Origin of the sequence: Reyranella soli (assembly GCF_007992495.1) — a bacterium.
GTDB lineage: Bacteria > Pseudomonadota > Alphaproteobacteria > Reyranellales > Reyranellaceae > Reyranella > Reyranella soli.
In genome coordinates this window covers 38681-50727 of record NZ_BKAJ01000038.1, presented here as the reverse complement: position 1 = coordinate 50727, position 12047 = coordinate 38681, and the positions used below count along the sequence as shown (strand labels likewise).

At 66.2% G+C, this 12047-nt stretch carries 13 protein-coding genes and 1 tRNA gene; 8 read left to right on the top strand and 6 right to left on the bottom strand.

Annotated elements, in window-relative coordinates; genetic code table 11:
- Positions 1–5: 5 nt before the first annotated feature.
- From RSO01_RS13225 to RSO01_RS13195, 7 genes are all read left to right on the top strand, one after another.
- The gene (locus RSO01_RS13225) at positions 6–962 is read left to right on the top strand and encodes a hydroxymethylglutaryl-CoA lyase (RefSeq protein ID WP_147149567.1); all 957 of its coding nucleotides are present in this window, start codon (positions 6–8) and stop codon (positions 960–962) included.
- The gene (locus tag RSO01_RS13220; RefSeq protein ID WP_147149566.1) at positions 959–1306 is read left to right on the top strand and encodes a cupin domain-containing protein; all 348 of its coding nucleotides are present in this window, start codon (positions 959–961) and stop codon (positions 1304–1306) included. Before RSO01_RS13225 ends, RSO01_RS13220 begins: the two co-directional genes overlap by 4 nt.
- Positions 1307–1362: 56 nt before the next feature.
- Positions 1363–2418: a TAXI family TRAP transporter solute-binding subunit gene (locus RSO01_RS13215; RefSeq protein WP_246158369.1), complete on the top strand. Its 1056-nt coding sequence runs from the start codon at positions 1363–1365 to the stop codon at positions 2416–2418.
- Between the two features lie 145 nt (positions 2419–2563).
- Entirely contained in the window at positions 2564–3748 is a 1185-nt protein-coding gene (locus RSO01_RS13210; RefSeq protein ID WP_147149565.1) for a CaiB/BaiF CoA transferase family protein, read from the top strand.
- 86 nt (positions 3749–3834) lie between these two features.
- On the top strand, positions 3835–4479 hold the full coding sequence (locus tag RSO01_RS13205) for a DUF6134 family protein (protein WP_147149564.1): 645 nt from the start codon (positions 3835–3837) through the stop codon (positions 4477–4479).
- Positions 4476–4859 (top strand): hypothetical protein, encoded by a 384-nt coding sequence (locus RSO01_RS13200; RefSeq protein ID WP_147149563.1) that lies wholly within the window; start codon positions 4476–4478, stop codon positions 4857–4859. Before RSO01_RS13205 ends, RSO01_RS13200 begins: the two co-directional genes overlap by 4 nt.
- Positions 4860–4861: 2 nt before the next feature.
- Positions 4862–5728, top strand: coding sequence for an alpha/beta fold hydrolase (locus RSO01_RS13195; protein ID WP_147149562.1), 867 nt, complete (start codon positions 4862–4864; stop codon positions 5726–5728).
- A 94-nt stretch (positions 5729–5822) separates the two neighbouring features.
- Here the strand turns inward: RSO01_RS13195 and RSO01_RS13190 are convergent, their stop codons facing one another.
- From RSO01_RS13190 to RSO01_RS13165, 6 genes are all read right to left on the bottom strand, one after another.
- Complete coding sequence (locus RSO01_RS13190; RefSeq protein WP_147149561.1) at positions 5823–6293, bottom strand: DUF3237 domain-containing protein; 471 nt, start codon at positions 6291–6293, stop codon at positions 5823–5825.
- Positions 6294–6303: 10 nt separating this feature from the next.
- The gene (locus RSO01_RS13185; RefSeq protein WP_147149560.1) at positions 6304–7905 is read right to left on the bottom strand and encodes a class I adenylate-forming enzyme family protein; all 1602 of its coding nucleotides are present in this window, start codon (positions 7903–7905) and stop codon (positions 6304–6306) included.
- Between the two features lie 7 nt (positions 7906–7912).
- Positions 7913–8320, bottom strand: a complete 408-nt coding sequence (locus RSO01_RS13180; protein WP_147149559.1) for a rhodanese-like domain-containing protein — start codon at positions 8318–8320, stop codon at positions 7913–7915.
- A gap of 53 nt (positions 8321–8373) precedes the next feature.
- Positions 8374–8790: a DUF3775 domain-containing protein gene (locus RSO01_RS13175; protein ID WP_147149558.1), complete on the bottom strand. Its 417-nt coding sequence runs from the start codon at positions 8788–8790 to the stop codon at positions 8374–8376.
- Between the two features lie 78 nt (positions 8791–8868).
- The gene (locus RSO01_RS13170; RefSeq protein ID WP_246158366.1) at positions 8869–10917 is read right to left on the bottom strand and encodes an NAD(+) synthase; all 2049 of its coding nucleotides are present in this window, start codon (positions 10915–10917) and stop codon (positions 8869–8871) included.
- Positions 10918–10934: 17 nt separating this feature from the next.
- A tRNA-Val gene (locus tag RSO01_RS13165) sits at positions 10935–11009 on the bottom strand.
- 128 nt (positions 11010–11137) lie between these two features.
- Between RSO01_RS13165 and RSO01_RS13160 the strand changes: the two genes are divergently transcribed.
- A complete protein-coding gene (locus tag RSO01_RS13160; protein ID WP_170303029.1) occupies positions 11138–12037 on the top strand; it encodes an N-formylglutamate amidohydrolase in 900 nt (299 codons plus the stop codon).
- Positions 12038–12047: the final 10 nt, after the last annotated feature.

Sequence of the window (12047 nt, the reverse complement as noted above, 5' to 3'; positions counted from 1 at the left end):
GCTCCATGTCCGACCTGCCCAAGCGCGTGGCGATCTCCGAGGAGGGCCCTCGCGAGGGCTTCCAGTCGGAGAAGAAGATGATCCCGGTGGCCGACAAGGTGCGCCTCATCGAGGCGCTGGCGGACACCGGGCTCGGCCACATTGCCTGCGTCTCCTACGTGAATCCCAAGCGCGTGCCGACCATGGCCGATGCCGAGGAGGTCGCGTCGAAGATCCGGCAGAAGCCCGGCATCGAGTACGCCGCCCTGTGGCTGAACCAGCAGGGCCTCGAGCGCGCCCTGCGCGGGCCCTTGCACGTCGATGGCGGCGTGCGCGTCACCGCCTCCGACACCTTCTCGCGCAAGAACATCGGCAAGTCGGTGGCGGACGCCATGGTCGAGCAGCGCATGTCGCTGAAGACCTTCAAGGACCGCGGCATGCCGGTCGAATGGGGCATCATCCTCGGCGCCTTCGGCTGCAACTACGAGGGTGAGCTGTCGACCGAGCTGATCCTGCAACGCGTCCAGTTGGCCCTCGATGAAGCCGAGCTGGCGGGCTTCAAGCTCAAGGGCATCAAGCTCACCGACGCCATGGGCTGGGCGACGCCGCGTTCGGTCGAGCGGCTGATCGGCGCCATCCGCAACAAGTGGCCCGAACTCGAGATCGGGCTGCACCTGCACGATACCCGCGGCACTGGCCAGGCGGCTGCCTATGCCGGGCTGCGCCTGGGCGTCACCAAATTCGACGCCTCGATCGCGGGCCTGGGCGGCTGCCCGTTCGCCGCGACCGACGGCGCCGCCGGCAACATCTGCACCGAGGACTTCGCCTTCATGTGCGAGGAGATGGGCGTGGAGACCGGGCTCGACATCGACCGGCTGATCGAGGTCGCCAAGCTCGCCGAAGAGGTCGTGGGCCGGCCCCTGCCCGGCCATGTCATGCGTGGCGGCACCTTGACCGCCGCCAAGCAGAGGGCGAACGCATGAACGCCGAGACCTTCATCCCCGATTCGACCTACGTCGACGTTCCTTCCATCCCCTGGAAGCCGACGCGCTTTACCGGCGTCGAGGCCAAGACCCTGATGGAGAATCCGGCGACCGGCATGTCGACCGTGCTGATGCGCTGGGCGCCGGGCGCCCGGCTTCCGCAGCACGAACATGTTGCCATCGAACAGACCTTCGTCCTCGAAGGCTCGTTCGCCGATCACATGGGCGTCTGTCGTGCCGGCAACTATGTCTGGCGCCGCTCCGGCAGCCGTCACGACGCCTGGACCGACGAAGGCTGCCTGATGTTGGCCTTCTTCCTGAAACCCAACACCTTCTTCGATTGAACGCCGGCCGGGCACGTTCCGTACGGAGACGCTGCGTCGCTGCGGGCGCCATCGTGATGGCTTTTGCATCCGGTCCCGCGGCCGGCCAGTCCGTGCCGCCGGAAATGGCGTGGACCGCCTACGACAGCGGCTCGTCCGGCTTCAACGTCGCCGTCGCCATCGGCCAGCAGTTCAAGAAGGCCTACGGCTCCGACGTGCGCATCCTGCCGTCCGGCAACGACACCGGGCGCCTGTCGCCGGTAAAGGCCAATCGCGCCGTCATCTCGCAGATGGGCATCGGCACCTACTTCGCGCAGGAGGGCGCGTTCGAGTTCGGCGCCAAGGCCTGGGGTCCGCAGCCGGTGCGGCTGATCATGGCGGCCACCGGCTGCAATGGGCTGGGCATCGCTGTCGCCGGCGACATCGGCGTCAAGGAGATCAAGGACATCAAGGGCAAACGCCTGGGGGTGGTCGTGGGATCGCCCGCGCTGACACAGGGTGCGCTGGCGCTGATCGCCTTTGGCGGCCTCGCCGAGCAGGACGTCACGCCCGTGCAGTTCGCCTCCAACAACGCCATGTGGAAAGGCTTCATCAACAACGAGGTCGACGTCGCCCTGACCTCGACGCTGTCCGGCCAATCCAACGAGGCCGCCTCCTCGCCGCGCGGCGTCGTATGGCCCGCCCTGCCAGCCAACGACAAGGAGGGCTGGGCTCGCATCCACAAGAAGGCGCCCTACTTCGTGCCGCACAAGGCGACCTGCGGCGCGGGCGGACTGTCCGCACAATCACCCGTGGCCATGTCGAACTACGCCTACCCGATATTCATGACCTACGCCGACCGCCCGGCCGACATGATCTACGCCGTCACCAAGGCGATGATCGACACCTACAGTGCCTATCGGGACGGCGCGCCCGGCGCCGAAGGCATGGAGCTGTCACTACAGAACCTCCAGTGGGTCATCCCCTATCACGAGGGCACCGTCCGTGCCTTCAAGGAGAAGGGCGTATGGACGGATGTCGCCCAGAAGCACAATGAGGGGCTGATCAGGCGCCAGCAGGTCCTGCTCGACGCCTGGAAGGCCTTCAACATCAGCGGCCCGTCCGACGACAAGGCCTTCGGCGGGGGCTGCTGAAGGCCCGCGCCGCCGCACTGCAAAAGGCCGGGATGGATCCGGTCTTCGAATAGGCCGGTACTGTTCCTACAGTGCTGCCGGCTCTGATATTGGTTCGGCAAAGGCGCGTTCGCGCGGCCTGACGAAACTGGGAGGCAAGCGTTCCATGGCTGGGGTTCTTGAAGGGATTCGCGTTCTCGATTTCGGCCGGTACATCGCTGGGCCGTTCTGCGGCACTATGCTGGGCGACCTCGGCGCGGAGGTGATCCGCATCGAGAAGCTCGACGGCAGCGAGGATCGCTGGGTGACGCCGGTCGCCGAAGGCGGCGAAGGCGCCATGTTCCTCCAGATGGGGCGCAACAAGCTCGGTCTCACGCTCAATCCCATGAAGCCAGCCGGCCAGGAAATCGTGCGGAAGCTGGTGGCGGTGTCCGACGTGGTCATCGCCAACCTGCCCTACGAGGACCTCAAGCGCATGGGCATCGACTACGAGACCATCTCGGCGATCAACCCGCGCATCATCCTCGCCACCAACTCGACCTTCGGCTCGGAGGGCCCCTACGCCACGCGCGTCGGCTTCGACACGATCGGCCAGGCCATGTCCGGCGCCATGCACCTGTCGGGCGATGGAAAAGTGCCGACACGCGCCAATGCGCCGTTCGTCGATTTCGGCTCGGCCCTGCTCAGCACCGTCGGCGTCCTGGCGGCCCTGATGGACCGCGCCAAGAGCGGCAAGGGCCAGAAGGTCGAGACGGCGCTGCTGCGCACCGCCATCAACATCACCAACAGCCATCTGATCGAGCAAGCGGCGCTGCAGCTCAACCGCATCGCCACGCTCAACCGCGGTTTCACCGCCGGTCCTTCGGACAGCTACAAGTGCAAGGACGGCTGGATCTACGCCATGACCATCGGCCAGCCGCTGTTCGTGCGCTGGTGCAAGCTGATGGGCGACGAGGGCCTGGCCAAGGACCCGCGCTTCAAGGACGACCTGGCGCGCGGCGACAATGGCGAGGCGCTGTCGGCGATCATGCAGAAATGGTGCGACACACGGACCGTCACGGAGGCGCTGACCGAGCTCGAGGCCAACCGCATCCCCGCCGGCCCCGTCTACGCGCCGCAGCAGACGCTCGACGACCCGCATGTGAAAGCGGCCGAGTTCTTCCATCACATGGACTACCCCGGCATGGCCAAGCCGGCGCCCGTGCTTCAGGAGCCGGTGAAGCTCTCGCGCACGCCGCTCACCATCCGCAGTCGCGCGCCCAAGCTCGGCGAGCATACCGACCAGATCCTGCGGGAACTGGGCTACGAGGCCGCTGCGATCGAGAAGCTGCGGGCCGACCGCGTCGTCTAGCCGATCGCCCTCGTCTTCATTTCCCCCATAGCAAGGGGGTGATCCAAACGCTCTCTGCAGCGTATGATCGACGAGGGGATACCATCATGTTCCGTCTTGTCGCCGCCCTGTGCCTGGCGATCGCCGGTGGCGTTGCGGCAGCCGGCGCCCAGGACCAGCCTTATGGCCCGACCCTGACCTTCGCCGTTTATCGCAACGGCGAGCCGATCGGGCGGCACACATTGGCCTTCCAGCACAACGGCTCCGACCTGACGGTATCGACCACGATCGACTTCGGCGTGAAGGTCATGGGCATCACCGCCTACCGCTATACCCACCGCGGCCAGGAAAACTGGACCGGCGATGCCTTCCAATCGGCCTTCACCCAGACCGACGACAACGGCACGAAGTACACGGTGCGCGCCCAGCGGACCGCCAATGGCATCGATGTCCAGCGCCCGTCAGGCCGCGAGGTCATGCCGCCGGGCACGCTGCCGACATCACACTGGAACGTACGTCAGATCGGCCAGACCACGCTGTTCAACACCCAGAACGGCTCACAGATGCATTTCCACGTCACGCCGCTCGGGCGGGAAAAGGTGAAGACCGCCACCGGCTGGGTCGACGCCAACCACTACCGCTACTCCGGCGACGTCAACAAGGACCAGTGGTTCGACGACAGCGGCCGCTGGGTCAAAACCGTTTTCAAGGCTTCCGACGGATCGACGATCGAGTACATTTTGCAGGAATGACTCCTGCCGATCGCTTCGCCCGACTACCCGACCTGCTCGCGGACGACACAGATCTCCAGCGCCGCGGGCGTTGGGTGACAGTCGATTGCCGCGTCGATGTCGGCGAGCAGCCGTTCTTCCTGGGTCTTGAGAACGGCGCATTGGCCGCCTTCGAACGCGGCACGAGGCTGATGCGCTCCTCGGCCTTCACCATACGCGCCGACAAGGAAGCCTGGACGCAGCATTGGCAGGTAGAGCCACCCCCCGGTTGGCATGACCTGTTCGCCCTGACCAAGCGGGGCGTCGCCTCGATGGAAGGCGACTTCCGGCCGCTGCTGCAGAACCTGCAGTTCTTCAAGGACCTGCTGGCCCTGCCGCGCCGCTTGTCGTCGGAAGGCTGACCATGGCGCCGCAGCTCGACCCCATGGTTGGCCGCTACCTGCGGCTCAAGATCGACGGCGTCGATCACCGCATCTATTTCGAGGAGGCCGGCCCCAAGGGCGGGGGCGGCATCCCGCTGGTCTGCCTGCACACGGCGGGAGCCGACAACCGCCAGTACCGCCACCTGCTCGCCGATCCCGAGATCACGTCGCGCTTCCGCGTGCTCGCCTTCGACATGCCGTGGCATGGCAAGTCGACGCCGCCCGACGGATGGGAGAAGACCGAGTATCGGCTGACGACGACGTCCTATACGGCCGCCATCCGCGCCTTCTGCGCGGCCATGGAGCTCGACCGGCCCGTGGTCATGGGTTGCTCGATCGGCGGGCGCATCGTGCTCAATCTTGCGATCGCCCACGCCACGGAGTTCCGCGCCCTGATCGCGCTCGAGGCCGCCGACTTCCAGCAGCCCTGGTACGACACCGCGTGGCTACACCGGCCGGATGTCCATGGCGGCGAAGTCTGCGCGGCGCTTGTCTCCGGCCTGATCGCGCCGCAAAGCCCACCCGTCAGCCGCCACGAGACGCTGTGGATGTACATGCAGGGTGGACCCGGCGTGTTCAAAGGCGACCTCTACTTCTATCGCGTCGACGGCGACCTGCGCGAGAAGGTGAAGACGATCGACACCAAGGTCTGCCCGCTCTACCTGCTGACCGGCGAGTACGACTTCTCCTGCACGTCGGAGGACACGCTGCGCACGGCGGCGCAGATCCCGGGCGTCGAGGTGCAGATCATGAAGCATGTCGGCCACTTCCCGATGAGCGAGCATCCGGCGAAGTTCCGCGAATACATCCTGCCGGTGCTGGCGAAGATCTCCGCTCTGTCGTCCTGAGCGTAGCGAAGGACCTCATCGCCGCTTGCAACCGGCATGAGATCCTTCGCTACGCTCAGGATGACAATAGGCGGGCCTCCAGGCCCGCGGTCCGTTACAGCACCTGGAACACGTCGTAGACCGGGCCGGCCGGATCGCGGCGGCCGGTGGCGACGGAGACGATACGGTTGAGGAATCGGTACTTCTCCGAAGACGTCTCGAACCACGGCGTAGTGCGGAAATAGTACTGACTGGGATCGACCTTCTCGCCCTTGTTGAGCTGCTCGATCACCCAGGCCGGCCCGTGCCGCATGCCGCGATAGCTCATGTAGACGAGATGATCGTCGTCGGTCTTGAGGGTGATGCGGACATCGAGCTGCAGGATGCCGTCGCGCCTGAGCAGCAGCCAGTCGCCGCCCGGCGACGGCAGGACCGTGCCGCGCAGTTCCTCGCCCTCGAAGGTGCCGCCGGTCACGGTGCCGATGCGGCGGCGCCCGTACGGCGTCTCGCCGATGTCGGTCATGTTGGGATCGACCGTCAGGCTCAGCGTGAACAGATGGGAAGTGCGCAGTGTCGGTTCAGTCATGGTCGTCGCCTCAAATCCTCGCGGTGCGGCCGGCCCAGTAGGGCTCGCGCAGTTCGCGTTTCATGATCTTGCCGATGGTGCTGCGCGGCAGCGAATCGCGGAATTCCACCGCGACCAGGCGTTGGGTCTTGCTGAGCTGGCCGTTGGCCCAGTCGCGGATCTCGTCCTCCGACACCCCCGCGCCGGCCCGGCGCACGCAGAGCGCCATCGGCGATTCGCCCCACTGCTCACTCGGGATGCCGATCACCGCCACGTCGATCACGTCGGGATGCCTGAGCATCATCACCTCGATGTCGGCGGCATAGACGTTGAAGCCGCCGGAGATGATCATGTCCTTCTTGCGATCGAGCAGGACGATGAAGCCGTCCTCGTCGATGCGGCCCATGTCGCCCGATTTGAAGAAGAGCTGGCCCCTGTCATCGTGCCAGAACAGGTCGCGCGTCTTGTCCGGCTGCTTGTAGTAGCCCTTCATCATCAGCTGGGCACGGCCGGCGAGCTCGCCCACCTCGCCCTGCGGCAGGACCTTGCCCTGCTCGTCGAGCACGACGATCTCGCTGCCCAGGCCCGGCTGGCCCACGGTGTGCAGCTTGTCGGGGTGGAGGTCGGCGACCAGGGTGCAGCTCGCCCCGCCCTCGGTTAGGCCGTAGATCTCGACCAGGTGGCCCGGCCAGCGCTTCAGGCAGTCGGCCTTGATATGGGCGCGCAGCGGAGCGCTGGTCGAGAGCTTGGCCTTGAAGGCGCTGAGGTCATACTTGTCGAAGTCGGGGTGCGCCAGGATGCGCTGATACTGGACCGGCACCAGCATCGCGTGGGTCACGCGCTCGCGTTGGGCAGTCTCCAGGAACTTCACGACGTCGGACCGCGGCATCAGGATCGTCGTGCCGCCAAGCCCGACCGTCGCCAGCACGGCAACCAGCGTGGTGTTGGAGTAAAGCGGCGTCGAGGCGAGCGATACGCTGTCCGGCCCGTATTCGAAGGCCGTGAACCTCACGGCCAGCATGTCGCGCATGATGTGGCTGTGCAGGATGCCCTTGGGCAGGCCGGTCGTGCCCGAGCTGTAGATGATGTTGAAGTCGTCGAGCTGGCTGATCGGCACCTCGAACGGCGCATCGCTCGCCCGCTCCCGCCATTCCTCGAAGTCGCGCCAGCCCGCGCGCCTGAAATCGTAGGCGATACGGCCGCCATCGATCAGCTTGCCGAGGCGATCCTCATACGGCTCGACCAAGTCGCGATACTGCTGCGACAGGAACAGCACCTTGGCATCACAGTCGTCGAGCATCTTCTCGAGCGCATCGGCCGCCGCCATGGTCGACAGCGGCACCACGCAGGCGCCGACGCGCAGGCCGCCCATGAAGGTTTCCAGGTACTCGATCGAGTTGGCGGCGAGGATCGCGATCTTGTCGCCCCGGCCGATGCCCATGCCGGCGAGCGTGCGGGCGATGCGGTTGATGCGCCGGTCGAAGTCGCGCCAGGCGCGCGCCTTGTCCTCGCACATCACGGCCCGCTTGTCGGGCCACGCCGCGGCGTTGCGGGCAATGCGGATCGGGATCGAGACGAACTCGGGAAAGTCGTCGAGCGTCGGCTGCGGCACCAGCGCGGTGTCGGGGCTCATCGCCAACCTATTTCTTGGGCTCGACCTTCTCGACCGGTCCGCCCGCCTTCTTCCAGGCGCCGAAGCCACCCTCGATGTGGGCGACCGGCGTCAGGCCCATGTCCTGCGCCGTCTTGGTCGCTAGGGCCGAGCGCCAGGCGCCGGCACAGAAGAAGATGAACTTGTTGCCGGTCTGGAAATAATCCTTGGCGTAGGGGCTCTCGGGATCGATCCACATCTCGAGCATGCCGCGCGTCACGTTGATCGCGCCGGGGATCGTGCCGTCGCGCCACAGCTCGCGCGGATCGCGGATGTCGATGAAGGTGACACCGGGCTGACCATGCAGCTTCATCACGTCGGCAAGCGGCATGGTTTCGATCTGACTGTCGGCTTCAGCGACCATCTGCTTGACGGTCTTCTTGATGTTGAGCGGCATCGAACGTCCTCCGATGCCTATTTGTACTGACAGACCGCGACCGGCGAAAGACGTCACAGGCGACCGATTTCGAAATCCTCGCACGAGAAGCCGAACTGCGAGAGACCCTCCTCGAGATGATCGGACAGCAGCGGCTCGCCCAGCAGATAGGCGGCAGTGCGGTTGTTGTGTTGCCGCTGCGCCTCGTCGCGCAGGTCGTCCCAGTCCTCCATCGTGCCGTCGCCGCGACCCAGCCACAGCAGTGCCACAAGGTCGGCCTGCTCCTCCTCGCTCAGTGCGTTGATGAACGCCACGAGTTCTTTCTGCGTCAGGTCGTCGGCATGCGCCTCGAGCACCGACGCCGTCCCGTCATCGGCGGCATTGGAACCCGAATCTGGATCGGTCACCACGTCCTGGGCGTCGAATTCGCGCGCCTTGACGATGATGAAGCAGACGCTCTCGGATGAAATGGTCAGCGTTGGATCAGCCATCGCACACCCTCCCTTGATGGGATCGACGTGCCAACGCGCGACCGCCCGGTTTCGTTCGCGGGCCGGTCTGTGACCTTTCTATTTCACCTTCTCGGGAACCGTCTCGACCTCGGCCAGCCAGATGTCCGGGCTGCCGTCGGACGGGGCGCGCCAGTCGCCGCGCGGCGACAGAGAGCCGCCGGACGAGATCTTGGGGCCGTTGGGCAGGGCCGAGCGCTTGAACTGGTTGGTGAAGAAGCGCCGCAGGAACAGTTTCAGCCAGTGCCGGATCTCGCCGAGCTCGTAGGCCCGGCGCGTGCCTGCCGGCAGGTTGGCGGGCCAGGCGCCCTTGTCGATGTCATGCCAGGCATTCCAAGCCATGAACGCGATCTTGGACGGCCGGAAGCCGAGCCGGGTCAGGTAGAAGAGATTGAAGTCCTGCAGTGCGTAGGGACCGACCGACTGCTCGGTCGACTGGATGGCGCCTCCCGCACCGGCCGGGATCAGCTCGGGCGAGATCTCGGTGTCGAGGATGTCGTGCAGGATCTCGGCCGTGTCCTTGCCGACGTCGCCCGATGCCGCGACGAAGCGGATCAGGTGCTGGATCAGCGTCTTGGAGACCGAGCCGTTGGGATTGTAGTGCGACATGTGATCGCCGACGCCGTAGGTGCACCAGCCCAGCCCCAGCTCGGAGAGGTCGCCGGTGCCGACCACCATGCCGCCCTGCTGGTTGGCGAGACGGAACAGGTAATCGGTGCGCAGTCCCGCCTGCACGTTCTCGAAGGTGACGTCGTAGACCTTCTTGCCCTGGGCGAAGGGATGGCCGATGTCGGCCAGCATCTGCTGCGCGGCTGGCTTGATGTCGATCTCGGCCGCGGTCACGCCCAGCGCCTCCATCAGCCGCCAGGCGTTCTTGTGCGTCTTGTCCGACGTGCCGAAGCCCGGCAGCGTGTAGGCATAGATGTTCTTGCGCGGCAGCTTGAGCTGGTCCATCGCCCGGCAGGTGACGATCAGCGCCTGCGTCGAATCGAGACCGCCCGACACGCCGATGATCGCCTTCTCCGTACGGCTCGACATCAGGCGCTGGGCCAGGCCCTGGATCTGGATGTTGTAGGCCTCGTAGCAATTGTCGCGCAGCTTGGCCGGATCGGACGGCACGTAGGGGAAGCGCTCGATGGGGCGCTCGAGCGCCACCTTGCCGCGCGGCGCCTCGAGCACGAAGTCGACCTTGCGGAAGCGCTTCACCCTGTCGCCCTCGATCATCGCGCAGTCGGCGAAGCCGTTGTTGCGCAGCCGCTCCTGGCGGATGCGGCCGATATCGACGTCGGCCGTGACGATGGTCGAGTCCTTCTCGAAGCGGCTCGTCTCGGCGAGCTGGTCGCCCAGCTCGTAGATCGCGGCATGGCCGTCCCAGGCGAGGTCGGTCGTCGATTCGCCCGGGCCGGACGCCGAATAAGCATAGGCGGCGATGGCGCGCGCCGACTGGCTGCCGCACAACAGGCGCCGCGCCTCGGCCTTGCCGATGGTGATGTTGCTGGCCGACAGGTTGACCAGCAGCTCGGCGCCGGCGAGAGCCGCGTGGCTCGATGGCGGCACCGGCACCCAGATGTCCTCGCAGATCTCGACATGGAACGTGAGAGGCACGCTGCCGGTCGAGCGGAACAGCATGTCGGTGCCGAACGGCGCCTCGTGGCCGGCGATCCTGATCGTGTTCTCGATGATGTTGGCGCCCGACACGAAGTGGCGCTTTTCGTAGAACTCGCGGTAGTTCGGCAGGTAGGTCTTCGGGACGACGCCCAGGATGGCGCCGCGATGGATGACGATGGCGGTGTTGTACAGGCGGCCGGCGAGGCGCAGCGGGGCGCCGACGATCAGGACGGGAAAGAGCTTGTTCGAGGCTGCGACGACCTTGGCGATCGACGCCTCGACCTCGTCCAGGAGCGCGTCCTGCAGCAGCAGGTCCTCGATGGCGTAGGACGACAGTCCCAGCTCGGGAAAGACCATGACGGCTGTGCGGGCCTTGTCACCTTCGGCGGCCAGCCGCAGCGTCTCGGCGAGGTTGTAGCCGGTGTCGGCGACGCGGGTGCGCGGCACGCAGCAGGCTACGCGCACGAAGTCGTGTGAGTAGAGGGAGAAGAATTCGGACAAGGGATTGTGGTGGGCGATGGTGGGCGCGACAGGGATTGAACCTGTGACCCCTGCCATGTCAAGACAGTGCTCTACCGCTGAGCTACGCGCCCCCAATTTCTCAGGGCATCGCCAAGGTGCGGTCGTCTACATCGCGAAGTCCGGGTTGGCAAGTGTGAGACAATGCCGGGATGCACGCGCAGTGCGTGACGCGCCCCGATCCGCGCGCTATGACGCATGCATGGAGTTTTTGCCGACCGCGTTCGACCACGAGGCCTTGGATTACCGCCCGCCGCGGCGCCAGAGCGCACCGGTCGTGGTGGCCTCGCCGCACAGCGGATCGGTCTACCCAGCCCGCTTCCTCGCCCAGACCGCGGTGCCCCTGGCGGCGTTGCGCCGCGCCGAGGATGCCTTCGTCGACGAGCTGTTTGCGGCGGCACCCGGGCTCGGCGTTCCGTTCCTGGCCGCCCGCTTTCCGCGCTCCTTCGTCGATGCCAACCGAGAGCCCTACGAGCTCGATCCGGGCATGTTCGAGGGGCCCCTGCCACGGCCGCTGAACCATCGCACGACGCGTGTCGCGGCAGGCCTGGGCATGATCCCGCGCGTGGCAGCCAGCGGCGAGGCGATCTATCGCGGCCGCGTGCCGTCCGAGGAGATCGAGCACCGGCTGGAAACCTGCTGGCGGCCTTATCACACGGCGCTTTCGACCCTGGTCGAGCACACGCATCGCCAGTTCGGCACGGCGCTCCTGATCGATGCCCATTCCATGCCGTCCTCGGCCTCAGGCGTCGGCCCGCGCGAACGCGACCATCGCGTCGATATCGTGCTGGGCGACAACCACGGCGAATCCTGCGCCCCCGACCTCGTCGACAGCGCCGAACGCTGGTTCGCCAGCCACGGCCTGAAGGTTCAGCGCAACCAGCCCTACGCCGGCGGCTTCACGACTCAGCGCTACGGCCGGCCCGGCCTCAACCGGCACGCCCTGCAGATCGAAATCAATCGGTCCCTGTACATGGACGAGGGCCGTCACAAGAAGCTCGACAACGCCGTCGCCATCGAGCGGATCATGGCTGGCTTCCTCGAAGAGGTCGCGAGCCAGGCGCTCGCCGTACTGCTGCCCCGGCCGCTGGCTGCTGAGTAGTGGCCGCCGA